The organism is Paenibacillus allorhizosphaerae (assembly GCF_042659105.1).
In the GTDB taxonomy this organism is placed as follows: Bacteria; Bacillota; Bacilli; order Paenibacillales; family NBRC-103111; genus Paenibacillus_G; species Paenibacillus_G allorhizosphaerae.
The window spans coordinates 1,016,171-1,040,669 of record NZ_JBHSRV010000001.1; the positions used below are offsets into that span (position 1 = coordinate 1,016,171).

The 24,499-nt window shown below is 52.6% G+C and carries 23 protein-coding genes; 1 reads left to right on the forward strand and 22 read right to left on the reverse strand.

Features of this window, described 5'->3' with window-relative positions; translation table 11 throughout:
• Positions 1–32: 32 nt before the first annotated feature.
• The 5 genes from topA to ACFQI7_RS04415 form a co-directional block, all read right to left on the reverse strand.
• Positions 33–2,141 carry a type I DNA topoisomerase gene (gene topA / locus ACFQI7_RS04395; protein WP_218097298.1) on the reverse strand — a complete coding sequence of 703 codons (2,109 nt, stop codon included), beginning with the start codon at positions 2,139–2,141 and terminating at the stop codon, positions 33–35.
• Positions 2,142–2,177: 36 nt separating this feature from the next.
• The gene (gene dprA, locus ACFQI7_RS04400; protein WP_218097297.1) at positions 2,178–3,281 is read right to left on the reverse strand and encodes a DNA-processing protein DprA; all 1,104 of its coding nucleotides are present in this window, start codon (positions 3,279–3,281) and stop codon (positions 2,178–2,180) included.
• A gap of 143 nt (positions 3,282–3,424) precedes the next feature.
• Entirely contained in the window at positions 3,425–4,357 is a 933-nt protein-coding gene (gene sucD, locus ACFQI7_RS04405; protein WP_218097296.1) for a succinate--CoA ligase subunit alpha, read from the reverse strand.
• Positions 4,358–4,429: 72 nt separating this feature from the next.
• The gene (gene sucC / locus ACFQI7_RS04410; protein WP_218097295.1) at positions 4,430–5,590 is read right to left on the reverse strand and encodes an ADP-forming succinate--CoA ligase subunit beta; all 1,161 of its coding nucleotides are present in this window, start codon (positions 5,588–5,590) and stop codon (positions 4,430–4,432) included.
• Between the two features lie 460 nt (positions 5,591–6,050).
• Positions 6,051–6,311, reverse strand: coding sequence for a hypothetical protein (locus ACFQI7_RS04415; RefSeq protein ID WP_218097294.1), 261 nt, complete (start codon positions 6,309–6,311; stop codon positions 6,051–6,053).
• Between the two features lie 185 nt (positions 6,312–6,496).
• Between ACFQI7_RS04415 and ACFQI7_RS04420 the strand changes: the two genes are divergently transcribed.
• Positions 6,497–8,068, forward strand: a complete 1,572-nt coding sequence (locus tag ACFQI7_RS04420; protein ID WP_218097293.1) for a YifB family Mg chelatase-like AAA ATPase — start codon at positions 6,497–6,499, stop codon at positions 8,066–8,068.
• On the opposite strand, the gene ACFQI7_RS04425 is transcribed toward ACFQI7_RS04420, so the two are convergent.
• From ACFQI7_RS04425 to rnc, 17 genes are all read right to left on the reverse strand, one after another.
• Positions 8,065–8,433, reverse strand: a complete 369-nt coding sequence (locus ACFQI7_RS04425; protein WP_218097292.1) for a YraN family protein — start codon at positions 8,431–8,433, stop codon at positions 8,065–8,067. The genes ACFQI7_RS04420 and ACFQI7_RS04425 overlap by 4 nt on opposite strands.
• Entirely contained in the window at positions 8,430–8,735 is a 306-nt protein-coding gene (locus ACFQI7_RS04430) for an EscU/YscU/HrcU family type III secretion system export apparatus switch protein (RefSeq protein ID WP_218097291.1), read from the reverse strand. Before ACFQI7_RS04430 ends, ACFQI7_RS04425 begins: the two co-directional genes overlap by 4 nt.
• The gene (locus ACFQI7_RS04435) at positions 8,732–11,032 is read right to left on the reverse strand and encodes a hypothetical protein (RefSeq protein ID WP_218097290.1); all 2,301 of its coding nucleotides are present in this window, start codon (positions 11,030–11,032) and stop codon (positions 8,732–8,734) included. The genes ACFQI7_RS04430 and ACFQI7_RS04435 overlap by 4 nt, the downstream gene beginning before the upstream one ends.
• A gap of 161 nt (positions 11,033–11,193) precedes the next feature.
• Complete coding sequence (locus ACFQI7_RS04440) at positions 11,194–11,802, reverse strand: ribonuclease HII (protein ID WP_218097520.1); 609 nt, start codon at positions 11,800–11,802, stop codon at positions 11,194–11,196.
• A 201-nt stretch (positions 11,803–12,003) separates the two neighbouring features.
• Positions 12,004–12,387, reverse strand: coding sequence for a RidA family protein (locus ACFQI7_RS04445; RefSeq protein ID WP_218097289.1), 384 nt, complete (start codon positions 12,385–12,387; stop codon positions 12,004–12,006).
• A 107-nt stretch (positions 12,388–12,494) separates the two neighbouring features.
• Positions 12,495–13,358 (reverse strand): ribosome biogenesis GTPase YlqF, encoded by an 864-nt coding sequence (ylqF, locus tag ACFQI7_RS04450; RefSeq protein ID WP_218097288.1) that lies wholly within the window; start codon positions 13,356–13,358, stop codon positions 12,495–12,497.
• A gap of 36 nt (positions 13,359–13,394) precedes the next feature.
• A complete protein-coding gene (gene lepB / locus ACFQI7_RS04455) occupies positions 13,395–13,976 on the reverse strand; it encodes a signal peptidase I (RefSeq protein WP_218097287.1) in 582 nt (193 codons plus the stop codon).
• 74 nt (positions 13,977–14,050) lie between these two features.
• Complete coding sequence (gene rplS, locus ACFQI7_RS04460; protein WP_054800300.1) at positions 14,051–14,392, reverse strand: 50S ribosomal protein L19; 342 nt, start codon at positions 14,390–14,392, stop codon at positions 14,051–14,053.
• 221 nt (positions 14,393–14,613) lie between these two features.
• Positions 14,614–15,351: a tRNA (guanosine(37)-N1)-methyltransferase TrmD gene (gene trmD, locus ACFQI7_RS04465; RefSeq protein WP_218097286.1), complete on the reverse strand. Its 738-nt coding sequence runs from the start codon at positions 15,349–15,351 to the stop codon at positions 14,614–14,616.
• Positions 15,348–15,872, reverse strand: a complete 525-nt coding sequence (gene rimM / locus ACFQI7_RS04470) for a ribosome maturation factor RimM (protein WP_218097285.1) — start codon at positions 15,870–15,872, stop codon at positions 15,348–15,350. The genes trmD and rimM overlap by 4 nt, the downstream gene beginning before the upstream one ends.
• 72 nt (positions 15,873–15,944) lie before the next feature.
• Entirely contained in the window at positions 15,945–16,175 is a 231-nt protein-coding gene (locus tag ACFQI7_RS04475; RefSeq protein WP_218097284.1) for a KH domain-containing protein, read from the reverse strand.
• Between the two features lie 165 nt (positions 16,176–16,340).
• Positions 16,341–16,613 carry a 30S ribosomal protein S16 gene (rpsP, locus tag ACFQI7_RS04480; RefSeq protein ID WP_218097283.1) on the reverse strand — a complete coding sequence of 91 codons (273 nt, stop codon included), beginning with the start codon at positions 16,611–16,613 and terminating at the stop codon, positions 16,341–16,343.
• A gap of 39 nt (positions 16,614–16,652) precedes the next feature.
• Positions 16,653–18,020 (reverse strand): signal recognition particle protein, encoded by a 1,368-nt coding sequence (ffh, locus tag ACFQI7_RS04485; protein WP_218097282.1) that lies wholly within the window; start codon positions 18,018–18,020, stop codon positions 16,653–16,655.
• A gap of 34 nt (positions 18,021–18,054) precedes the next feature.
• Positions 18,055–18,405: a putative DNA-binding protein gene (locus ACFQI7_RS04490; protein WP_218097281.1), complete on the reverse strand. Its 351-nt coding sequence runs from the start codon at positions 18,403–18,405 to the stop codon at positions 18,055–18,057.
• Positions 18,406–18,639: 234 nt separating this feature from the next.
• On the reverse strand, positions 18,640–19,641 hold the full coding sequence (gene ftsY / locus ACFQI7_RS04495; protein ID WP_218097280.1) for a signal recognition particle-docking protein FtsY: 1,002 nt from the start codon (positions 19,639–19,641) through the stop codon (positions 18,640–18,642).
• A gap of 63 nt (positions 19,642–19,704) precedes the next feature.
• Positions 19,705–23,280: a chromosome segregation protein SMC gene (gene smc, locus ACFQI7_RS04500; RefSeq protein ID WP_218097279.1), complete on the reverse strand. Its 3,576-nt coding sequence runs from the start codon at positions 23,278–23,280 to the stop codon at positions 19,705–19,707.
• Positions 23,281–23,733: 453 nt separating this feature from the next.
• Complete coding sequence (gene rnc / locus ACFQI7_RS04505; RefSeq protein ID WP_218097278.1) at positions 23,734–24,438, reverse strand: ribonuclease III; 705 nt, start codon at positions 24,436–24,438, stop codon at positions 23,734–23,736.
• Between the last annotated feature and the right edge of the window lie 61 nt (positions 24,439–24,499).

Below are 24,499 nucleotides of genomic sequence, written 5' to 3' on the forward strand. Positions count from 1 at the left end.
AGCCGATAGAAGCGATTTCTCGCTTGCAAGCTTTAATCCTCCAAGGCATCCGATTCATCCTTGGCTTCTTCTTTAAAATCGCATTGAACGCACTGGACGAATGTCCCGGACTTGTTGCGCTTCTCGATCATCATCGAGCCGCAGTTGGGACAAGGCTGTTCCACCGGCTTATCCCAGGAAACGAATTCGCACTCCGGATACCGATCGCATCCGTAAAAAATTCGACCCTTTTTGCTGCGGCGCTCGATAATTTTCCCTTGCTTGCAGGAAGGACAAGTGACGCCCGTATTTTTGACGATCGGCTTCGTATTTCGGCATTCGGGGAATCCCGAACAGGCCAAAAATTTGCCGAAGCGGCCCATTTTAAATACGAAATGGCGCCCGCATTTCTCGCATATTTCGTCAGAAACTTCGTCCTGAATTTCAACCTTTTCCATTTCTTCTTCGGCGACTTCAAGACGCTTTTCGAACGATTCGTAAAAATCGCTTAACACGTGAACCCAGTCTTCCTTGCCTTCTTCGATGTGATCAAGCCCTTCTTCCATCTGGGCGGTAAATTCCACGTCCAATATTTCCGGAAAAAACTCGATCATCAGCTCGATGACCAGCTCGCCAAGTTCGGTCGGTACGAACTTCTTCTCTTCGATCGCGACGTAACCGCGCTTTTGAATCGTCTCTAGCGTTGGCGCGTACGTACTTGGCCGCCCGATTCCCATCTCCTCCAGCGCTTTGACCAGACGCGCTTCGGTATAACGAGGGGGTGGCTGTGTAAAGTGCTGCTTCGGATCAATTTGTTTCTTCACCGCTTGGTCGCCTTGCTTGAGCGGCGGCAGCAGCTTCTCCTCGTCGCCGGCGTCCGGAGCGGCATCGTCCGTGCCTTCCACATACACTTTCATAAAGCCGTGAAATTTAATTTTCGAGCCTACCGCACGGAACACCGTTTGCCCAGCCGACAGATCGACGGTCATCGTATCCAGTACCGCCGAAGCCATCTGACTCGATACGAACCGTTCCCATATCAATTTATAGAGCCTGTATTGATCGCGGCTCAAGTACGATTTGATTTGTTCCGGCTCGCGGAGAACGGAGCTCGGGCGAATCGCTTCGTGCGCGTCCTGTGCGTTTGCGTTTTTCTTGATATAGTTCCGCGGCGTTTCCGGATAAAATTCGGCTCCGTATTTTTGCAATATATACTCTTTGGTTTCTTCCTGGGCGACCGGCGAAATACGGGTCGAATCGGTACGCATGTACGTAATTAAACCGACCGTCCCCTCGCTGCCCAAATCGATTCCTTCATATAATTGCTGCGCTACGGACATCGTTTTTGCCGCACGAAAGTTTAATTTGCGTGCCGCTTCCTGCTGTAAGGAGCTCGTAATGAACGGCGGAGACGGATTGCGCTGTCTTTCCTTCTCCTTGACTTCACTTACGATAAAGTCGGCCTTTTGCAGAGCGGCCAATACTTCTTTCACTTCCGCCTCGTTGTGAAGCTCCTTCTTATTGCCGTCGATGCTGTAAAATCGGGCTTCAAACTCCGAGCTTCCCACGGCCAGCTTCGCCGTTATCGTCCAATATTCTTCCGGCTCAAACGCTTTTATCTCATTTTCGCGGTCGTAAACGAGCTTCACGGCGACTGACTGCACGCGACCCGCGGACAGCCCTTTTTTCACCTTTTTCCAAAGCAGAGGGCTGATTTTGTAGCCTACAAGCCTGTCTAGAATACGGCGGGCTTGCTGAGCGTTTACAAGATCCTGATTAATTTTGCGCGGCGTCTTGAATGCATCCTTCACCGCTTGCTTCGTAATCTCATTAAATACGACTCGGCAGGCCTCCTGATCGGACAGCTCCAAATAATGCGCCAAATGCCATGCAATCGCTTCCCCTTCGCGATCAGGGTCAGCCGCCAAATATATTTTTTTGACGCGCTTGCTGGCGTCCTTTAATTCTTTGAGAATCGATCCTTTACCGCGAATCGTAATATATTTGGGTTCAAAGTTTTTCTTTACCTCCACGCCAATCTGGCTTTTCGGCAGATCCCGGATATGACCCATCGAAGCTTTGACAATATATTTGCTGCCCAAATATTTGCTGATCGTTTTCGCTTTTGCGGGTGACTCCACAATGACTAACGAATCCGCCATAACTGTGCTTCCCCCTCCGATTGATGATTATATATATCAAATTACCGTATAGACTGAACCTGGCAGTTCGACGACTCTCCGCGTCAATAGTAAATTTATCAGAACTGAATGCAAATGTCCAAACGTAAATTGACTTTGGGTCAAGAGTTCGTCGACGCCCATGGGCTTATGAGTTAGCAAATCCAGTACTTTTTGTTCGTCTGCGCCTACGGGAGCGACCGTTTCGGTTGTATGATTAATGTATGCCGATTGTTCCAAACATATCCGGTTGGCGTACTCCTCTATGATATCTTGGGCCCCGGTAACAAGCTTTGCTCCCTGCTTCAAAAGGGTTAGCGTTCCTTGACTTTTGGGCGATGTGATCGGTCCGGGCACCGCGAACACGTCTCTCGACTCATCGAGCGCCATATCGGCTGTAATCAGCGAACCGCTCTTCTCAGCAGCTTCAACGACGACGATGCCAAGGCTGAGCCCGGCAATGATGCGGTTGCGCTGAGGAAACAAGCCGGGATGCGACTTGGTGCCGATCGGATATTCCGATAGCAGCAGCCCTTTCGAACCAATCTGACGGTACAGCGCCTTGTTCTCCGGCGGATACACCTCGTTAATCGCGCAGCCGAGTACGGCAATCGTGCTTCCGGCTTCACGAAGAGCGCCTTCATGAGCCGCGCTGTCGATTCCACGGGCCAAGCCGCTGACGACACATAGTCCATTTGCAGACAGCGATTGAGCAAGCCGTTCTGCCGCCGTCCGTCCGTATGCAGTAGGCGTGCGCGTGCCGACCATCCCGATACAAGGGTTCGATGCAAGCGCAATATCGCCGATATAATACAAAATCCACGGCGGTCCGGCCGTTTCTTTCAAAAGATGCGGATATGATTCATCCCAAACCGTGATCCACCCGATCCCCCGATCCGCATACTGCTTCCATTTCGCCTCCAGCCCCTGCGGCTCGAGCGCGTCCAACCCTTTGCAAAGCTGCTCCGCTTTGGAAGCCGGCAAGCCGAAGCCGATCCAATCGTCTTTCGTAAAAGCGAGCATATCCGTCAAATGTGTAAACGTTTCGGTAAGACGGGAAATCGTCTTAAATCCAATGCCAGCCATATGATGCAAAGCAAACAACAGATCGCGGTTGTTCATATAGTATATTACACTCCTTTATTAAGAAACAACTTTTGGGAATCGCAGTCATTTTGCAAGCAAAAGAAAAAGCCCCCCACCGCCGTTGAATTCAACGGAAATGAGAGGCTTCTTGCCTATCTCAAGCTATATCACGCAAATGATTATTTCTTTGTGATGCATTTGTCGAGAAGACCTTTTTCTTCGAGCACGCTCACAAGCGTGGAACCCATTTCGGAAGGTGTCGGAGCTACTTTGATGCCGCAGCGTTCCATCGTCGCTACTTTTTCTGCCGCAGTTCCTTTACCTCCGGAAATAATGGCGCCGGCATGGCCCATCCGTTTTCCCGGAGGCGCCGTTTGCCCGCCGATAAAGCCGACAACCGGCTTCTTCATGTTCGCCGCGATCCATTCTGCCGCTTCTTCTTCTGCCGTACCGCCGATCTCGCCGATCATGATCACCGCATACGTGTCCGGGTCTTCGTTATACAGCTTCAAAATATCGATAAACTCGGAGCCTTTGACAGGGTCTCCGCCGATACCTACGGCTGTGGATTGGCCAATGCCGCGCGTAGTCAGCTGATGTACCGCTTCGTATGTGAGCGTTCCGCTACGGGATACAACGCCTACGTGACCCGGCGTATGGATGTAACCTGGCATAATACCGATTTTGATTTCACCCGGAGTGATGACGCCCGGGCAGTTTGGCCCGATGAGGCGGGTTTTCTTACCTTCCATGTAACGGGCAACTTTAACCATATCAAGCACCGGAATGCCTTCCGTAATGCAAATGACGAGATCCAGTTCAGCATCCACCGCTTCCATGATGGCGTCTGCGGCAAAAGCCGGAGGAACGTAAATAACGGAAGCTGTAGCGCCCGTTGCATTTTTCGCTTCGAGTACGGTGTCGTACACGGGAAGCGTTACAGTCGAACCGTCTTCCAGCGCGAAATCTACATTCATGCCGCCTTTGCCGGGAACGGCGCCGGCTACCATTTGCGTACCGTATTCCAGACCGCCTTTGGTGTGGAACATCCCTGTTGTACCGGTCATGTTTTGTGTGATGACTTTTGTATTTTTATCGATCAAAATACTCATTTCATTGTTCACATCCCTAGAATTTTTAGACGATATAATTAATAACGTTCCCTTGCACAGGGAATGCGGAAATTACTTCACGAGAGAAACGATTTTTTGCGCGCCGTCAGCCATCGAATCGGCTGCAACGATATTAAGACCCGATTCGTTCAAAATCTTTTTGCCAAGTTCCACGTTCGTACCTTCCAGACGCACAACGAGCGGACGGGACAAGCCAAGCTCTCTTGCTGCTGCCACTACGCCATCGGCGATAACGTCGCATTTCATGATGCCGCCGAAAATGTTGACGAAGATACCTTTAACGCTCTCGTCGGAAAGAATAATTTTGAAAGCTTCGGTTACTTTCTCTTTCGTAGCGCCGCCCCCTACATCAAGGAAGTTGGCCGGGTCGCCGCCGTAATATTTGATGATATCCATCGTAGCCATAGCAAGACCTGCACCATTAACCATGCAGCCGATGTTGCCGTCAAGCGCAATATAGCTCAAATCGTATTTGGAAGCTTGAATTTCCTTCTCGTCTTCTTCATCCAGGTCGCGAAGCTCTTGAATGTCTTTATGACGGAACAAGGCGTTCGAATCGAAATTCAATTTCGCATCCAAAGCCATAACGTTGCCGTCACCCGTTACCACGAGCGGGTTGATTTCGGCAATCGAGCAATCTTTTTCCACAAATGCCGCGTATAGAGCCAGCATGAATTTTACCGCTTTATTCACAAGCTCTCTCGGGATGTTGATCGCATAAGCCAGTTTCCGGGCTTGGAAAGCTTGCAGGCCAACGGCAGGATCGATTACTTCTTTGAAAATTTTCTCAGGCGTATGAGCGGCCACTTCTTCAATTTCCGTACCGCCTTCTTCCGATGCCATCATAACGACGCGACCGGTGCCGCGGTCAACGACAACGCCCACATAATATTCTTTCTTAATATCGCAGCCCTGTTCGATCAACAGACGCTTTACTTCTTTACCTTCGGGTCCGGTTTGGTGCGTAACGAGGACTTTACCCAAGATTTGGGAAGCATATGTACGAACTTCGTCGAGGTTTTTCGCTACTTTAACGCCGCCCGCTTTACCGCGACCACCCGCATGAATTTGCGCTTTTACGACGACAACCGGAGTACCCAGCGATTTCGCCGCTTCCACCGCTTCATCAACTGTGAAAGCAACCTTTCCTTCCGGTACGGCAACCCCGTACTGCTTCAGCACTGCTTTGCCTTGATACTCATGGATATTCATTTAGCAAAATCCTCCTATCAGAATGGCTTACTATATGGATTCGATTGGTCCGCGAACGGAGCATCGAAAGCTAACGAAGATTGTGAACACGGACGCCTGCTTGTCCTTGAAACACAAACTTTAATTATTGTACCACTTTTTTTCGACGGTTTCCTTATATTTTGTGTTAAATACCCTCTTTTTCAATTGATTTTTTTTATAACTTAGCAAAGGAAAGGTTATTCTCCAATTAACCGATCGCTAAGTTTCAACAAAATTTTCCACTAAAACGCGGTCGATCCTCGTCAAATTGCCTCGAATCGGATTTGTTAACAAAGGATAAGTTTTTCTCCGATCCTGCCAGATCATAACATGCCCAATTGTTATTATATTATTTGTTGTGCAGTCGGCTCTACAAACATAACAAAAGCGCATCTTCCCATGTTCGGAAAAATGCGCTTTTAAAAGATAGACAGATCCTTTACATATAATTCGGATTGATAGGCGCTCCCGGCCGCGGCTCCCGTTCGGCTTGTTTAACGAAACGCATCTCATTGCCGGTAAAACTGCAAACGAGGCATTGGATTGTCGGCTCACTCGAATCAAGCTGTTCAGGCTCACTGAAATCTTGTACGACTCCTGTAACGGCATCCTTCATAAATCGCTGCGCATAGTTCGAGATAATGCTGAATTTTACCCGGTTGGAACGGCAGTTCGGACAAAAATACGGTTTATCCTGCATGTAGTTATCACCTCAGTATACATTTTCGCCCGTTTTCTCCGCTTTTAACCGTGCCGTCCATTTTAATTGGAATACAGGCAAAGTTGCACGCACCGGGCAAACATATTAATATAGAAGAAACAGATCGGGCGGATAAGGAAGCACCTTTTGCCATGTCATTCATAATGGGGAAGGTGTGTATTTCTATGTACGGAAAAGTCATTAGCGCGTGTTTGCACGGTGTGGAAGGTAAAATGGTAGAGGTAGAGGTCGATTTAAGCAACGGATTACCGCAAAGTCAAATCGTCGGGCTGCCGGATAGCGCAATTAAAGAATCGATGGAGCGGGTACGAGCGGCAATCAAAAATTCGGGCTTTACGTTTCCGCTGCAGCGGATTACGATCAATCTCGCGCCGGCTGACGTCCGCAAAGAAGGGTCCGCGTTCGATCTTGCCATTGTTATCGCCATCCTTGCCACAAGCGGGCAGCTCAAGTCAGAGCACTACAAGGATACGCTCATCATCGGAGAGCTTTCTTTGGACGGTTCCGTCAGGCCGGTTCCAGGCGTGCTTTCGATGCTGTCTTCCGCCCGCGAGTACGGGATCGGCAAGGCGGTCGTCCCGCTAATGAACGCGGAGGAAGCTTCATGGATTCAAGGTTTTGAGATGCGCCCCTTGTCGCACTTAAGCCAGCTATCCAATAACGGCGGTAACGAGACCATCGGAACGCATGAATCCGATCATTTTTACGCTTCTCCTCCAGCCATCTCGACTAACGCGTTACCGAGTGCCTCGCTGCCTGATTACTCCGATGTCAACGGACAGCAGCATGTGAAAAGAGCGCTAACGATCAGCGCAGCCGGCATGCACAATATTTTGCTGATCGGTCCTCCCGGCACCGGAAAAACGATGCTCGCCAAACGGCTTCCTACGATTATGCCCCCGATGTCCGAGCAGGAGTCGCTCGATGTGACGAAAATATACAGCGCATCCGGAAAATTCGCCGATCGCCGGACATTGGTTCGCGAGCGTCCTTTTCGCATGCCGCATCATACGATTTCCGCCGCCGGTCTGATCGGGGGCGGCACCATACCGAAACCGGGAGAAGCAAGTCTGGCACATCGGGGCGTGCTGTTTCTGGATGAGCTGCCGGAATTTTCGAGGCTTGCCCTAGAAGTGCTTCGTCAGCCAATGGAAGACCGCGCCGTGACGATCGGGAGAGCCCGTGCCGTTTATACGTTCCCGTCGCACTTTCTGCTTGCGTCTTCGATGAATCCTTGCCCTTGCGGTTTTTGGGGGAACGAAACGGATCGTCAAAGCTGTGTGTGCAGTCCGTTGAAAGTAGCTGCATACCGCTCCAAAATTTCCGGCCCGCTTCTGGATCGCATCGATCTGCATGTCGAGGTTCCGAGAATCGAGTACAGACAGCTCGATTCAACGCAGCAGCAGACGTCATCCGCTGAAATGCGCAGCCGTGTCGAACAGGCACATCGTATTCAAATCGAACGCTATGCCCGTTTCGGGATTACATTTAACAGCGAACTAAGCGGCAGGCTGCTGCGCGAACATGTACGTTTGGACAAACCATCGGCTGAGCTGCTTGAAATGGCGTTTGAACGTTTGGGTCTCAGCGTCAGAGCGCATGACCGGATTTTGAAAATCGCCCGAACCATTGCCGATCTGGATATGCAGCAGGATGTGCAAAAAGAACATATCGCCGAAGCACTGCAGTATAGAACGCTCGATAAAAAAATGAATCCGCAGCAGCCATCTTGCTAGAAGGCGCCGCGGATATGCTCGATAGATCGGACATTTCCCATTGGATCCGCCATCACGGAGACGACGTCAAACCTGATTTGACGCTCGTACTCCTTTTTGTGCATGAGGTACACTTGGGCCGTTTCAATCACTTGCCGCTGTTTTCGAAAATCGATAGATTCGGCCGGCGTCCCAAACCCTGACGAGCTGCGCGTACGTACTTCGACGAAAACCAGCAACTCGCCGTCCGCCGCAACGAGATCGATTTCACCGGACCGGCAACGCCAGTTTCGTTCGAGCACTTTGAGCCCGTGTTGCTGCAAGTAATTGGCTGCAGACGACTCTCCCAGTGCGCCTAATTGTTTCTTAGTCAAATGCTCGCTCATGATTTGGGTTCCCACCGTCCTGCCCGTTGATCCGACCGGTAAATAAACGTCAGCACTTCGGCAACGAGTTGATACAGCTCGGCCGGTATTTCCTGGTCCAAATCAAGCTTCGACAGCACCTCGACAAGCGAGGGATCTTCCTGGACCGGGACTCCGTTTTCTTTCGCTTTATCCATGATGGCTTCCGCCATACGCCCTTTCCCTTTGGCTACCACTTTTGGAGCCGAGGATAAATCCGGAGCGTATTTGAGCGCAACCGCTTTTTTCAATCCGTATGGTTGCTCGTTCCTCTTCTGATTCATAAGCGGATATCCACGCTTTTATACGGTTTTTGCCCGTAGACCGATGCGAGCTGCGCCGATCTGGTATCCGCTGCGCTAGTCGGTGTGGAGTTACTCTCTGAACCGGCGGCTCTTTTTTCCGGATACGGGCTATATTTCATAGAGATGAACTGATAGCCGACCGAAGCGAGGCCTTTCGCAATCTCTTCTTTATTCGTTTCAAGAAGTTCCTGCACAAACGGTAAATTGTTATGTATATGCAAACTGACAATCCGGTTCACGACTTGCACATCGATCATCGTATCCCCTAGCGCTTTCATTTGCAGGTCGAATACAAGGCGGCAGTTGCTTGCGTCAAGACGGCCGTTTTTCCCTTTACGGGATTGAATGTGGACAGCGGCCGTCTGTTCCCCGTTCGAGGCGATGATCGGAACAAACAGCGTCATATGGGAAAATAGCGCGGTCCGGTCTTGTGTTAAAAGCAACTGCTGCCCCGTAATTTGTTGCACGGCCTGCTGCGCCGCCTCTTTCACGTTCGCTGGGATATCACTTGCTTGCGATAGCTGGAGCAGCACGCTTTTGAGCGTGTCTGCCGTTTTCATCGCATCGGCCCCGGCAGCAGCCATCAATACGGTCGGCTCCGCAGATCGATGCTCCAACAGTTTGAGCGAATGATGCTCATGCTCAACGCCGAGCGCTTTCATCAACCGGCTGAGCAGATGCTCATCCTGCGCGGGCGTCTGTCCGCTCTTGGATGCCGCGCCTTGTGTCGCCGGCGGTTGCTGCATTGCCGCAGGCGCGTGCGCCTGCCCGGCCCGCGCAGCGGCCGGGGCCGCCTCCTGCGCCGCTGCGGCGCTGCTCGCGCCCGGCGTCGGCTGCGCATCCAGCGCTCCAACAGCGCCGCCGCTTGGCGCAGCCGTCTGCGCTGCGGCCGGTGCGCCTTGGGGCGCGGGCCTCGCGCCGTCGGCGCTTGCCGGCGGCACTGGCGCCGCTGCGCCATCGGGCTGCGCCGTCGCTGCGGCGCCAGCGCTGGCCTGCGCGGCCGCACCGGCGGCTGCGCTTGCGGCACCGGCGCTCAGATGTGCCGCAGCCGCCGGCGCCTGCCCGGCCGGGGCAGCGCCCTGCTGCGGCACTGCCCCGGCGCTACCCGCGCCTTGCTGCGCGGCGCCGCCGCCAGCTGGCGCAGGCTTCACGCCGCCAGCGCCAGCCACTGTCGGTGCGGCTTCGGCTGCACTGTCCAACAGCGATGCCGCGGGTATGCCTGCTTGCGCGGTATGCGCTGCTTCGGAAGCCGCCAAAGGCCGCGCTACAACCGCGCCCGCCATGCCAGCACTGGGCAATGGCGCCCCTTGCGAAGTTGCACCGCGCGCGGCGGCGCCCCCTGCGGTGGAACCAGCCTGTGGCTCTTCAGCAGCCACGTCAGCAGTTGTCCCCCCGCTAGCCGCTGGCAACGTGCCTGTACCCGGCTGTGCCGCCGATGGCTGAACGCCGGCCGACGGTAAGCTGCTTGCCTGACTGCTCGCCTGCGTATTCGATGCAGCGGATGCAGCTACACTTGTCTGCACTTCGCGCGTACCGCCTGCAGCAGTCGTTCCCGCTTCGCTTGCAACTCCTTCCGGCTGCGGCACCGCCGTCTTTAACAGCTGTCCTGCCGTTTGACGCACTTGATCCACAAGCTGCCGAACGCTTCTCAACAGCTCCTTAGAATGCGGAGACATCGCTGCCGAACCGTCCAACTCCCGGTCAGCGATCGCGGCAAGCTGTGCCAGCGTTTCATGCAGCGGAGGTCCCTGCACCGCTTGTTTGACGGATGCAACCGTCTCCGGTGTGAGCGGCAGCCCTTTCTGAAACGCTACGACAGCTGATGGCAACCAATCATCCAGAGATGCGGTCGCAGGCAGCTGCGCGGCCAGCCCGGCAAAAGCTTGAACGTTATCTTTGGTAAGCGGGACGCCGGCCTGATGAAGTAATTGCACGAGCTGGCGATTTGCCGGAGAATCGCCAAGTCCTACGGTTTTCAATACTTCGCCGAGCGAAACGTCGGCGATCTGGACATTGGAGGCATGCAGCGGTTTTAGCACCACTTGGCCCGAATCCGATTCAGGCTGCACTTGCAGCATCGTCACTTCTCCTTGTTTCAAAGGCGTTTCCAGCCGCGCGCGGACTTGAACGCCGCCGATGTTCACCAGCGCCTCTTGATCCGAAATCGATTGAATCACCGTGCCTTTGACAACCTCGCCCGTTTTCAGCTCCAATGTTTTGGGAGCGCCTGCCTTCATATCGCCTATCACGCCGCGAAGCAAGCCGCTAATGTTCATGTTTGCCGGACCTCCTTTCTTCTTCTTGCGATCAATCGTTTCATCCCGTACCGTTAAAGATAAAAACCGGCCCAGGCTCCGTTGTGTACGAAATCCTTGCCGGTCATTTTCCGGATATTATATATATCGGCAACATAAAGTCATCCTTGAAGTCGCTTCGATTAAAACAATACCTGCTGCTCCACTTCCAAATTCCGCAAAAACGTTTTGCGATGCATCGGCGTAGCTCCGAACTCCACGATGCGTTCCCTGTGCATTTTTGTCGCATATCCTTTATGTATCGCAATGCCGTATTCCGGATATTGCAGGTCCCACTGCAAGCACATCCGGTCGCGCGTCACTTTGGCAATAATCGAAGCTGCGGCGATTGATTGGCTGAGTGCGTCCCCATGAATGACTGCCAGTTGTTCCATGTCCGCGTCCACTTTCTCCGCATCGACCAGCAAAAAATCGGGATCCGGGTCGAGCCGGCCGACCGCAATTTTCATGGCCAATCGCGCAGCTTGCTTTATGTTGATCCGTTCGATCGTTCGAACGTCAACTATGCCCACACCGATCGCCAACGCTTCCGCCATGATGACCTCGTATAAAGCGTCGCGTTTCTTTTCGCTCAGCTTTTTAGAGTCGTTCACTTCCTCCAGCACAAGACCTTTCGGCAAAATGACCGCCGCTGCGACCACATCCCCGAACAAACAGCCTCGTCCAACCTCATCCACGCCGGCGATAAACTGTTTGCCTTGCTGCCATAAATCTTGTTCGTACTCCAGCACCATGAATCACCGCCGCATAATCAAGTTCGCATGAACCTCATTATACCGCGCATCAGGGGGCTTGCCTATCCCTTTTTTCCCATATCCGTAATAAGCGTTTCTGAACCGACTGTATACTGCCACCATTTCCACACAGAAATAAACCCAAAAGACAACCCGGCAAAATTATACCGACGTGTCTTATCTACTCTATCATTTTTGTTAGTCCACGATCGCTTCTACTTCGACTTCAATTAATAACCGCGGATCGATGAGCGCTTTGACTTCGACCATTGTGGCAACCGGCTGAATATGTTTGAAAAATTCGCCGTGCGCCTTACCGATTTCCTCCCATTTCGATATATCGGTAACAAACATTCTTGTCCGCACAACATGCAACATTGTCGCATTGAGATCATTTAATGCCTTTTCGATCGTCGCTAAAATAAATTTGGTTTGCTCATAAGCGTTCCCGACGCCAACTACCTCGCCGTCTTTCATTGCTGTCGTTCCGGCCACTTCAATTCGATTCCCGATACGAATTGCCCGGCAGTATCCGACAACCGGCTCCCACAGAGAACCTGTAAATATCCGCTGTCTGTTCAATGCGATCTCCCCATTTCTTTAATGTTCGCTGTCGATAATAACCGTCATAACAAAACAACAGCCCTCAGTATAAACTGAAGGCAGAAGGATTCTATATGATTTTCTGTTTACTCCGGCAGCTCCAGACTGATCCGGCCCAGCTTTCCGGCACGCAATTCACGCAGGATGAGCAATGACGCTTTTTCCAGATCGACGCGGCCTCCGCTTACAATCGCGCCGCGCTTGCGCCCGATCGCTTCCATCAGTTCGACGACTGCATTAGCGTCTTCAACATCTTGCGGCAATTCCTCTACGCCGTACCGTTCCCGCAGCGCATCCGCATAATGGATGGCCATATACCGTACGGCGAAGAAGGCGATCTCCTCCGGATGCAAAATTTCTTCCTTGATCGCTCCCGTAGCGGCAAGCCTCAAGCCGACCTGTTGATCTTCGAACTTCGGCCATAAGATCCCTGGCGTATCGAGCAATTCCATCTCCGTGCCGACCTTGATCCATTGCTGCCCTTTCGTCACGCCGGGCTTATCTCCCGTTGCCGCGATTTTGCGTCCCGCCATCCGATTGATGAGCGTCGATTTCCCCACATTCGGAATGCCTACGATCAATGCGCGGATCGCGCGGGGATTTATCCCTTTGCGGATTTGCGCTTCAATCTTGTCCGTCATCAGCTCTTTGCTGCGGTTCATAATTTCTTTCACCGGGTTGCCGGCTACCGAATCGATCGGCAGCGCCTTCAGCCCCTGCTCGGCAAAATAAGCTACCCAAGCTCTTGTCGCTTCCGGATCGGCCAAGTCGCTTTTGTTCAGCAGCACAAGCCTCGGTTTGTTCATCAATATTTCGTCGATCATCGGATTGCGGCTTGACAAAGGAATTCTCGCATCGAGCAGTTCAATCGCCATATCGATCAGCTTGAGCTTCTCCTGAATTTGCCGCCGCGCCCGTGTCATGTGACCCGGAAACCATTGTATCGTCAACGAAGTCACCTCTGCTTCCCAATGCAGCCCGCCCGTCTATTTGAAATGAACGAGGCTGATTTTATCGAACGGCCAGAAGATCAAATCGGCGCGTCCGACAATTTTATCATATTTAACAAAGCCTACAGACGGATCCCGGCTGTCCGAACTGTTCGATCGGTTGTCACCCATCACGAAGATGCTGCCTTCCGGTACTGTTTGCTCCGAGAAATCTCTGTTGTTATAAGGTATCCCTCTTTTTGCGGCTTCATCCAACGCCGGTTTAAGATACGTCTCGTCGACTTGCTGTCCGTTCACGAATAATTTGTCGCCTTCGACGCGTACCTTTTCGCCAGGCACCGCGATAACGCGTTTTATGTAATCTTTATCTTTTGTAGCATGGAATACAACGACTTCACCATGCTTCGGATCGCCGAATCGGTATATGAATTTGTTTACGATCAGACGCTCTCCCGTGTAAAAATTGGGCTCCATTGAAGGCCCTTCCACAATGAACGGGGCGAAAATGAGCCAGCGTATAAAAAACACAAGTGCCGCCGCAATGAGCAGCGCTTTGATCCACTCCCATGCTTCGTTTTTGACAGGATTCGCTTTTTCTACGGTTTGATCTTGCTCCATCAGCTTCTGCCCTTTCGTTATCGTGGTTTAAAAAAACGAAAAGGAGCTTGGTACTCAAGCCCCCGTTGTTCGTCTTATCGAATTTCTTGAATTCTAGCTGCTTTACCGCGAAGACCACGCAGATAGTAGAGCTTCGCGCGACGGACTTTACCACGGCGAGCCACTTCAATCTTGTCGATCTTCGGAGTATGAATCGGGAACGTTCTTTCAACGCCGACACCGTAAGAAATTTTTCTTACCGTGAACGTTTCGCTGATTCCGCCGCCGCGGCGTTTGATCACAACGCCTTCGAACAGCTGGATCCGCTCGCGAGAACCCTCGATAACCTTAACATACACTTTCAAAGTGTCGCCAGGACGAAAGTTTGGAATATCGCTGCGAAGTTGTTCCTTCGTAATCTCCTGAATCAAATTCATGGATGACTCCCTCCTTCCACACAGGTGTTCTTGCCGCCCCTGAGTTGTCAACATACTGCGACCGAAGCCGCGGCTGTTGCAACGAGATGTAGTTCTATCGATGTCACGTGCAGAGGACCACCGTTTTCCGTGGCGAAAATGCCACAACGCTACATATCATATCACAGTTGGATACGAAACTCAACTGATACCTACATAAAGTTTCATAATTTAAATAGAAGCTAAGATTCGTTCCGCTTGATCTCCTCAAGCCACTTTCGTTCTTTCGGCGTCAGCTCTATATTATCGAGCAGATCGGGGCGCTTTTTCCACGTCCGCAGCAGCGACTGACGGCGACGCCACTCTTCGATATTGCCGTGATGACCGGAAATCAGCACTTCGGGAACTTCCCAATCGCGGAATTTCGGCGGACGCGTATAATGCGGGTATTCCAGCAGTCCTGTACTGAAAGAATCGGTTACAGCCGACGTTTCGTTTCCCAATACACCGGGAAGCAGCCTGACGACGCTGTCGACGACCACCATCGCAGGGAGCTCCCCGCCGGTGAGCACGTAGTCGCCGATCGACAGCTCGTCCGTCACCAAATATTCGCGAATCCGTTCATCATAGCCTTCGTAATGGCCGCAAATAAAAATCAGATGGTCCTCCCTGGACAGCTCCTCCGCTTTTTTCTGCGTAAACGTCTCGCCCTGCGGACACATCAAAATAATGCGCGGCTTGTACGCTAACCCCGCCGTTACATCTTCTACCGCGGAAAAAATCGGCTCCGGTTTCAGCACCATGCCGCCACCCCCGCCATAAGGGTAGTCGTCAACCGTGTTGTGCTTATTGTTCGAATAATCCCGGAAATTGACCGTATTCAACGTTACTAGGCGCTTCTCTTTCGCTTTGCCGAGAATGCTGGAAGAAAATACGCCCTCAAACATCTCGGGAAATAACGTCATCACATCGATTCTCATAGGTCAAGCAAGCCTTCCATCAGGCGGACAACTACTTTTTGCTGCTCCACGTCGATGCTGAGCACCACGTCATCTATGTATGGAATCAGCAGCGGCTTTCCTTTCGGACGCTCGATCACCCAGACATCGTTCGCGCCGGGAGACAATATTTCGGATATGGTGCCGAGTACTTCGCCGTCTTCCGTCTCAACAGCGCAACCGATAATTTCATGATAGTAAAACTCGTCCTCATCCAGATCCGATAAATACTGTTCTTCGACTTTGAGCAGCCAGCCTTTATACTTTTCCGCTTCATTAATATCCGAGTACTGCCGGAATTTGACGATAAACATATTTTTGTGAATGCGGGCGGTATCGACCTCAACCGGAATCGTAGTCTGTTTCTCCGGATCGAAGAACACCAGCTTGCTGCCTTTGGAGAACCGTTCTTCCGGAAAATCGGTTTGCGGAACAATCTTGAGTTCCCCGCGAACCCCATGCGTATTGACGATTTTTCCTACCGTAAACAATTGATCGCTCATGCGTTACCCTCCGGAACTGAAACTAAACGAAAAGAGCTAGGAGCATCTCCTAACTCTCAGCTTTTCCAAAAATCACGATAAAATATCAACGGAAACGCGTTTCGTTTCCTTTACTGCAGCGGATGCGACTACGGTTCGGAGCGCCTTCGCAATACGTCCTTGCTTGCCGATCACTTTGCCGATATCCTCGGGATGAACGGAAACCTCGTACGTAATGCTGCGATCGTCTTCTTTGGCAGTCACGCGTACTTCATCGGGATGATCCACCAGCGCCTTGGCGATAACGGTTATAAGATCCTTCATCGTACCCTCCGAAAATGGTTGACAACTGACATTGGATTATACTCGCAGTAACAGTTGCAACACGGTTGACAACTGATATTGGATTATGCTCGCAGTAACAGTTGCAACAAGGTTGGCAACGGACATCGGCGAATCCTGCCGAAGCCGTTGCGACGTTATCCAACCTTACTTCTGCAGTTTAGATTCGTGAAACTTCTGCATGATGCCGGCTTTGCTGAACAGACTGCGAACGGTATCGGAAGCTTGAGCACCGGTTTGAAGCCATTTCAGTGCTTTTTCCTCGTCAATATTCACAACGGCTGGCTGAGCAACCGGGTTATAAGTGCCGATCTCTTCGATGAAACGGCCGTCACGCGGGGAACGGGAATCCGAAACCACCACACGGTAAAAAGGAGCTTTGTGAGCGCCCATACGCTTAAGACGAATGCGAGTTGCCATGTAATATCACCTCCCTAGTAGAATAAAATCTTTACCGGCCTAAAACGGGAACTTCATTCCCCGGCCGAGCTTTTTCAAGTTTTTCATCTGCTTTTGGCCTTTCGGACCCATCATGCCGGAGAACTGCTTCATCATCTTGCGCATGTCCTCGAACTGCTTGATGAAGCGGTTAACGTCCTGCACCGAATTGCCGCTGCCTGCCGCCAAACGCTTGCGCCGGCTAGGGCTAAGCATATCCGGATTTTGCCGTTCTTCCTTCGTCATCGACTTGACGATAGCGGCTACGCGAGCCATCTGCCTGTCGTCGACTTTCATGTCTTTCATGCCTTTGATTTTCCCCGCACCCGGCAGCATATCGAGCAGCTGATCGAGCGGACCAAGCTTTTTCACCTGCTCCATTTGTTCGAGGAAGTCGTCAAAAGTGAACTCGGCGGTCCGAAGCTTGCGCTCCATCTCTTTCGCCTTATCAGCGTCGATGCTGGCCTGCGCTTTCTCGATCAACGTAAGCATGTCGCCCATGCCGAGAATCCGCGAAGCCATCCGCTCCGGATGGAACGGTTCAAGCGCATCCATTTTCTCGCCCATCCCGACGAACTTGATCGGGCAGCCGGTGACCGCTTTAACCGATAATGCCGCGCCGCCGCGCGTATCGCCGTCCATCTTGGAAAGCACCACGCCTGTAAGCGCCAGCTGCTTGTGGAAGCTCTCCGCCACATTGACGGCGTCTTGACCGGTCATGGCGTCGACGACAAGCAAAATCTCATCCGGATGAACCGTTTCGACGATTTGTTTCAGCTCGTCCATCAAGTTTTCATCGATATGTAGACGACCCGCCGTATCGATAATCAAGTAATCGTTATTGTGGTCTTTCGCATGCTGCAACGCTTGCTTCGCAATCTCAACCGGGCTCACTTGATCGCCGAGCGAGAACACGGGAACTTTGAGCTGTTCGCCAAGCACTTGCAATTGTTTGATGGCAGCTGGACGGTAAATGTCCGCCGCTGCGAAGAGCGGCCGATGATTTTGCTGGAGCAGCATCTTGCCGAGCTTGCCGGTCATCGTCGTCTTGCCGGCTCCTTGCAGTCCCGCCATCATAATGACGGTAGGCGGCTTGTTCGCGCGTGCCAGTTTGCTTTGGGCCCCGCCCATCAGCTCCGTCAATTCCTTGTTCACGATGTCGATCACGACCATCGCCGGCGTAAAACTTTGCAGCACATCCTGGCCGATGGCGCGTTCCTTCACCTTCGCAATGAAATCTTTGACGACCTTGAAGTTTACATCCGCTTCCAGAAGCGCCAGTCTAACTTCGCGCAGCGCTTCGCTGACATCGTCTTCCGTAAGTTTGCCTTTTCCCCGCAGCTTGCTGAACACGTTCTGCAACCGGCTCGCCAATCCTTCGAATGCCATGGGTCGTCACCTCTTTTCTTGCAGAAATAGGGTTTTAATCCAGTTCGGATAACCGATCCGTAATCGCTCGGAACGATGTCCTGCTTCCTTGCGGAAGCTCCGTTCCAATGCGTTCGAGCTGTCCAAGCAGCTCCTGCCGCTCTTCGTGCTTGGCAAGCAGGCGAAGCTTGGCTTCGTAATCATCGAGCACGGATTCAGCCCGTTTAATATGTTCATATACCGCCTGGCGGCTGATTTGAAACTCGGAAGCTATTTCGCCAAGCGAGTAATCGTCGTGAAAATAATGTTTCAAAAACATTTGCTGCTTCTCCGTGAGAAGCTGTTGATAAAAATCAAACAGCAAGTTAATCCGATTCGTCTTCTGAAGAACTTCTTCTTCCGTCATCCGTGCCTCACCCCCGTTAAGGTAAAACACTTTACAGTGAAACAACAAAACTTATAATACTGAAATCCGGGACCGATGTCAAGCATTTCTCCTTGTCAGGCATTTGACACGTGTGTGCCGATACATGAGAAGCGATCGGACCAAGGTTTTTCTTTAACATGAGAACCATATTACCGTATCGCTCCAGACTCTTATGCCCCCGGTTTGACGTACATCGTACCACAAATTCAATAATCAGCTCTCGACGCGTTCCGTATCAGCTTCCGTGCCAATCCACTTGCTGAAGAGCGCGTGCACGAATTGATCCGAATCGAATTGCTGAAGGTCGTCCATCTTCTCTCCGAGCCCGACAAACTTGACCGGAAGCTTCAGTTCCTGGCGGATCGCCACAACAATCCCGCCTTTGGCCGTTCCATCCAGCTTCGTGAGCACAAGACCGGTAAGACCGGATTTTTCATCGAACAGCTTTGCCTGGGTCAGCGCGTTTTGCCCTGTCGTCGCGTCAAGGACAAGCAGCACCTCATGCGGCGCTTCCGGCACTTCGCGCCGGATCACGCGGTAAATTTTATTCAGCTCTTCCATCAGGTTCACTTTGTTTTGCAAGCGGCCTGCGGTATCACACAGCAGCACATCGACGCCGCGCGACTTGGCTGCCTGCAGCGCATCGAACATAACCGCTGCCGGGTCGGAACCGGCCTGCTGCTTGATCACGTCGACACCGGCGCGGCGACCCCATTCTTCAAGCTGCTCGATAGCGCCCGCGCGGAACGTATCGCCTGCGGCCAACAGCACTTTTTTCCCTTCGGATTTGAGCTTGTGCGCCAGCTTACCGATCGTCGTCGTCTTGCCGACGCCGTTGACGCCGACGAATAAAATGACCGTAAGACCCGAATCCGCCATTTTCAGCCCTGTATTCTCATCGCCCTTAAGCAGCGCAATCAGCCTTTCCGACAAAATCGGTTGCAGCTCGCTCGGGCTTTCGATTTTGCGTTTCTTCACCTCGCCGCGCAAATCTTCGATCAGCTTCATCACGGTGTTTACGCCGACATCGGCGCCGATCAGGATTTCTTCCAATTCCTCGTAAAATTCTTCGTCGATTTTTTTGCGGGTCGAGAATAAATCATCCATCCGTTCAACGAACACGTCGCGCGTTTTGGAAAGCCCTTCTTTGAACTTGTTCGTCACCGCTTCGGTTTTCGCCGAAATACTTTCTCTTAATTTTTTAAAAAAGCTCATGGATTCTCCACCTTTAATTCTATTTCAACGCCAAACTAACTTCGAGCAACGCCGAGTTTGCCGTTAACCGGCTTCCATAATCGCTTCGTCCTCTTCAAGCCGGACGGAGACGAGTTTGGATACGCCGCCTTCCTCCATCGTTACGCCGTACAGCACATCGGCTTCTTCCATCGTGCCTTTGCGGTGCGTGACGACGATAAACTGCGTCTGCTGCGAAAATTCGCGCAAATATTCGGCAAAGCGTGCCACGTTTGCTTCATCGAGCGCGGCTTCCACCTCGTCGAGTACGCAGAACGGTACCGGCTTGACGCGGATGATCGAGAACAGCAGCGCAATGGCTGTAAGCGCCCGCTCGCCGCCGGAAAGCAACTGCAGATTTTGCAGCTTTTTACCCGGGGGCTGCGCCACGATCTCAATACCCGTATCGAGCAGATTCTCCGGCTCGGACAATATCAGATCGGCACGTCCGCCTCCGAACAGTTTCGCGAATACGACGACAAAATGCTCGCGGATCGCGTCGAACGTGCTGCGGAAACGTTTGGACATTTCGTCGTCCATTTCGCGTATTACGGTATACAGCGCCGTCTTCGCTTCGACCAGATCGTTTTTCTGATCCGAGAGGAACGAATACCGTTCGTTTACACGCTGGTATTCTTCGATCGCGCCCAAGTTCACCTCGCCCAGTATGGCGATTTCCCGTTTCAGCTCGCGCACTTTGTTCTGCGTGCCAAGCACGTCTTCCGGAACCGGGTAGCGCACCTTCGCAAGCTCGAAGCTCAGTTCGTAGTCTTCGGACAGTTTTTTCAACAAGTTTTCCAGCTCGACGTCGAGCCGGTTCACGCGAACCTCCGTTTGATGCAGCTGCTCTTCCACCTGCTTGAGCTGCGTCCGCTGTTCCCGGGTTTTGTTCTCCTCCGCCTCAAGCTGCGCGGTTCGCCGGGCTCGTTCCGCCCGCTTCATGTCGAGCTGTTCGGCGCAAGTTTGTTTCCGCAGCTTCAGATCGTTAAGCAGCTCAATTTGCCGAACCGTCTCGTGCTCATGATTTGCCATCTCGAGCTCAAGATCTCCCCCGGCTTTCCGGTTCGCTTCAAGCTCCGCCTTAAGCAGCGCCTGCTCCGCCTTAAAGCGGCGCTCCTGCTCCTCCAGCGATTGCAGCTCCGACGACTGGGAAGCGACCTTCACTTTCAGGTCGGTGAGCTGCGTCTGCAGTTCCTCCTTGGCGAACTCGCTAGCTTTGCGGCGCACTTCCGCGTCGCGGATTGCCTGCTGCAGTTCCGCTTCCTTCCGCTGCAGCCGCGCGATCGCTTCTTCCGCCACCGCGCCTCTTGCCGCAAGCGCGCTTTGCTCCTGCGACAGCGATTCGCCGTCAGCTCCGTACAGCGCGAGCTGCTCCATCACCTGCTTCGCCTCGTTTTCGAGCGGTTCCAGCGAGGCGCGGATTTGCTGCTCCTCGATTCGCTTGCTTTCGCCCACCGCCCGCAGCTCGTCCAGCTCGCGATTGGCTTCGCCGATTTCGCTTTTCAGCAGCTCCGCTTTTTGCCCGAGCTCGCGAAGTTGAGATTTGGACAAGGCGATTTCCTTGTCCATTTCTTCGATTTGCCGCTGACGGCTCAGCAGGCTCGTCGTTTTTTTCTGCTGGCTCCCCCCGGTCATCGAGCCGCCGGCATTGACGACGTCGCCTTCCAGCGTAACGACGCGATACCGGTACTGCACCCGCGCGGCGATGCGGTTGGCGACCTCCAGCGAGTCGGCAATGATTACATTGCCGAGCAAGCTGCCTACGATTTGACGGTAAGTATCGTCAAATTCGACCAGTTCCGCCGCGATCCCGACGAAGCCCTCCATCCCCTGAACCAGGCGATGCTCACTCTCCGGGATCGAACGGCTGCGTATCACGTCGAGCGGCAGGAATGTCGCCCGTCCCATCTGCCTACGCTTCAGAAAGGCGATCGCCTCGCGTCCGGACGCCTCATTGTCGACGACAATATGCTGAAGCGCGCCTCCGAGCGCGGTTTCCATGGCGACTTCAACATGAGCCGGCACTTTCACAAGCTCGGCCACCGCCCCGCGAATGCCGCGCAAATCACCGCGATCTTTCGCTTTCAGCACTTCCTTGACGCCATGCATGAAGCCGTCGTAATCGTTGGCCATCTCGCGCATCGTATCGCGCCGCGATACCATCGCGTCCAGCTTCTGCTCCCACTTGCGAACGGTCGTCTGCGCTTCTTCCGTAAGACGCTGCTTCTCTTTCAGTCCTACGCTCAAGTCCAAATACTTGTTGCGCACATCGGCGATAGCTTTGACAGCCTCCTCGAGCCGCTTCTCCAGCTTCGCCTTGCGATCTGCGATACTCTCCTGCTGCTCCCGCCATTTGCGGTGCTCGTCGCCTAGCCGCTCCATCCGGCGGCTCAACGTTTCAAGCTGCTGCTGAGCGTAACGCGCTTCGTTACGGGCATTCGCCAGTTCGCCCAGCTTCTCCAGCAGCTCGGCTTTGAGTCGGTCTTCTTCCTCGCTGCTGATGCCGCCGGCAACGCCAAGCAGCCGGTCCTCTTCTTCTTTCAGTTTGGCTTGATGCGTAGCGAGCTCCGCTGTGATCGCTTCGATTTTTTGACGGTGCCCCGCCATCTCCGCTTCCTTTTCATGCAAACGCTGCGTCTGTTGGGCAGCTGTCGATTGAAGCTGGCTGCGGCTTGCGGCAAAGTTTTTTTTGCGTTCCTTTAGTACTTCGCCTTGGCCTTCGCATTTCTCAAAATCTTCGCTGAGCTGCAGCAAATCCTGTTGCAACTGCTCAATCACTTGCTCGAGCTGCCTTGTTTCCCAGCGCTCTTTCTCCAACTGAGCATCGTGCTGGGCTACAAAACCGGATAGTTCAAGCTGTTCATGGCGCAGCTTTTCCAGCTTCTGGTTCGTTTCCGCCCACGATTCGTAGATTTGCTCGATCTGATAAACATACATCGCGATTTCGCTCGATTTCAGCTGCTCTTTCAACTCTTTGAAACGGATCGCCTTCTCCGATTGATTGCGAAGCGGCTCGAGCGAATCTTCCAGCTCCGAAACAAGATCGTGAATACGCAGCAAATTTTGCTCCGTTTCCTGCAGCTTTTTCTCGGTTTCTTTTTTCCGCGACTTATATTTGACGATGCCGGAAGCTTCTTCGAAAATACCTCGCCGCTCCTCGGATTTGGTGCTCAATATTTCCTCGATCCGGCCCTGGCCGATGATCGAATACGCTTCTTTCCCGATTCCGGTATCCATGAACAGCTCGGTTATATCTTTCAGCCGGCACGTTTGCCGGTTAATCATATATTCGCTCTCGCCGCTGCGGTGCACCCGCCGGGTTACCGTCACTTCGGCATAATCGAGCGGCAGTGACTGACTGGCGTTATCCAGCGTTAAAGAAACTTCCCCATAATTGACGGCCTTTCGGGCGTCGCTGCCGGCGAAGATGATGTCCTCCATTTTGCCCCCGCGCAAAGACCGGGCGCTTTGCTCTCCAAGCACCCAGCGAATGCCGTCGGAGATGTTGCTCTTGCCGCTGCCGTTCGGGCCGACAACCGCCGTAATGCCCTGGACAAACTCCAGTTCGGTTTTATCCGCAAACGATTTGAATCCCGACAGCTCGATACGCTTCAAAAACAAATGCCTCACCCCTATTGCAACTGTTATAACGTTGAAGCTGCGTTATCAGTTGTCAAAGCCTATTGCAACGGTTATAACGTTGAAGCTGCGTTATCATGTTGTCAAAGCCTATTGCAACGGTTATAACGTTGAAGCTGCGTTATCATGTTGTCAAAGCCTATTGCAACAACGGTTATAACGTTGAAGCTGCGTTATCATGTTGTCAAAGCCTATTGCAACGGTTATAACTTGTAGCTGCGCTATCAGTTGCCAAACCTATTGAAACGGTTATAACAAGGAACGCCCTTTCCGTTGTCCATGCTTGTTTCAAACGCTATCACGACGACGTGTATTCCCAGTTGCCGATCATATCGCTATTGTACCATATTCCATGAAGTTTAGTAGATCAAGGATGTCCCGTAAAAAAAAGCGGCAGCTCCGCTTCCCGGATGCCACCGCTGCTACCTTGGACTGCTATAACTGCTGTACCTTGATCTTCAGTGTGGAAAGCGCCTCGGCCGCGGCCTGTTGCTCCGCCTCTTTCTTGGAGCGTCCGGTTCCCCGTCCAAGCAGCCGTTCGTGAACATACACTTCGGCGATAAACTCGCGTTCGTGGGCCGGGCCCCGTTCATCGACGATTTTGTATTCGAGCGGCCCCATTCCTTGCTGCTGGGTGTGCTCCTGCAGGAACGTTTTGTAGTCCGTGCTCAGCAATTTTCCTTGCTGCGGCAAAAACGGGAACATGTGCTTGCGCAAAAATTCGCGTACGACTTCAAGCCCCTGATCCAAATATAGTGCGCCGACGAACGACTCAAACACATCCGCAAGCAGCGCAGGACGTGTACGCCCACCGGTCAGCTCTTCTCCTTTGCCGAGCAGCACATATGATCCAAAGTCGAGCTGCTCGGCGAAGCCGACGAGCGAAGGTTCGCAAACGATGGAAGCCCGAAGCTTCGTGAGTTCGCCTTCGGAGCGATCGGGATATTTGTCGAACAAATATTCCGATACCGTCAATTCCAGAACGGCGTCGCCCAAAAACTCCAATCGTTCGTTATCCCTGTATTGACCGATACGGTGTTCATTCACATACGAGGAGTGTGTAAACGCCTGTCGCAGCAGTTCGGGGTTGCGAAACGGCAGGCGCAGCTCCGTCTGAAGCTGCTTCAGGTTACGATGCATGCATATCACCTACATGTAAGCGGTTGGCTTGATTCACGGAGTTCGGTCCCCATGAATCAAG

Bases quoted from the DNA above. Each gene is read 5' to 3' on its own strand.
- rimM (WP_218097285.1), bottom strand. From the start codon at position 15,872: ATGAGCGATCAATTGTTTACGGTAGGAAAAATCGTCAATACGCATGGG.
- trmD (WP_218097286.1), bottom strand. From the start codon at position 15,351: ATGAGAATCGATGTGATGACGTTATTTCCCGAGATGTTTGAGGGCGTA.
- ACFQI7_RS04420 (WP_218097293.1), top strand. From the start codon at position 6,497: ATGTACGGAAAAGTCATTAGCGCGTGTTTGCACGGTGTGGAAGGTAAA.
- sucC (WP_218097295.1), bottom strand. From the start codon at position 5,590: ATGAATATCCATGAGTATCAAGGCAAAGCAGTGCTGAAGCAGTACGGG.
- ACFQI7_RS04425 (WP_218097292.1), bottom strand. From the start codon at position 8,433: ATGAGCGAGCATTTGACTAAGAAACAATTAGGCGCACTGGGAGAGTCG.
- ACFQI7_RS04490 (WP_218097281.1), bottom strand. From the start codon at position 18,405: ATGACGGAAGAAGAAGTTCTTCAGAAGACGAATCGGATTAACTTGCTG.
- topA (WP_218097298.1), bottom strand. From the start codon at position 2,141: ATGGCGGATTCGTTAGTCATTGTGGAGTCACCCGCAAAAGCGAAAACG.
- ftsY (WP_218097280.1), bottom strand. From the start codon at position 19,641: ATGAGCTTTTTTAAAAAATTAAGAGAAAGTATTTCGGCGAAAACCGAA.
- lepB (WP_218097287.1), bottom strand. From the start codon at position 13,976: ATGGAGCAAGATCAAACCGTAGAAAAAGCGAATCCTGTCAAAAACGAA.
- ACFQI7_RS04430 (WP_218097291.1), bottom strand. From the start codon at position 8,735: ATGAATCAGAAGAGGAACGAGCAACCATACGGATTGAAAAAAGCGGTT.
- rnc (WP_218097278.1), bottom strand. From the start codon at position 24,438: ATGCATCGTAACCTGAAGCAGCTTCAGACGGAGCTGCGCCTGCCGTTT.
- rplS (WP_054800300.1), bottom strand. From the start codon at position 14,392: ATGAATTTGATTCAGGAGATTACGAAGGAACAACTTCGCAGCGATATT.
- rpsP (WP_218097283.1), bottom strand. From the start codon at position 16,613: ATGGCAACTCGCATTCGTCTTAAGCGTATGGGCGCTCACAAAGCTCCT.
- ACFQI7_RS04435 (WP_218097290.1), bottom strand. From the start codon at position 11,032: ATGAACATTAGCGGCTTGCTTCGCGGCGTGATAGGCGATATGAAGGCA.
- ffh (WP_218097282.1), bottom strand. From the start codon at position 18,020: ATGGCATTCGAAGGATTGGCGAGCCGGTTGCAGAACGTGTTCAGCAAG.
- ACFQI7_RS04475 (WP_218097284.1), bottom strand. From the start codon at position 16,175: ATGAAGGATCTTATAACCGTTATCGCCAAGGCGCTGGTGGATCATCCC.
- ACFQI7_RS04415 (WP_218097294.1), bottom strand. From the start codon at position 6,311: ATGCAGGATAAACCGTATTTTTGTCCGAACTGCCGTTCCAACCGGGTA.
- dprA (WP_218097297.1), bottom strand. From the start codon at position 3,281: ATGAACAACCGCGATCTGTTGTTTGCTTTGCATCATATGGCTGGCATT.
- sucD (WP_218097296.1), bottom strand. From the start codon at position 4,357: ATGAGTATTTTGATCGATAAAAATACAAAAGTCATCACACAAAACATG.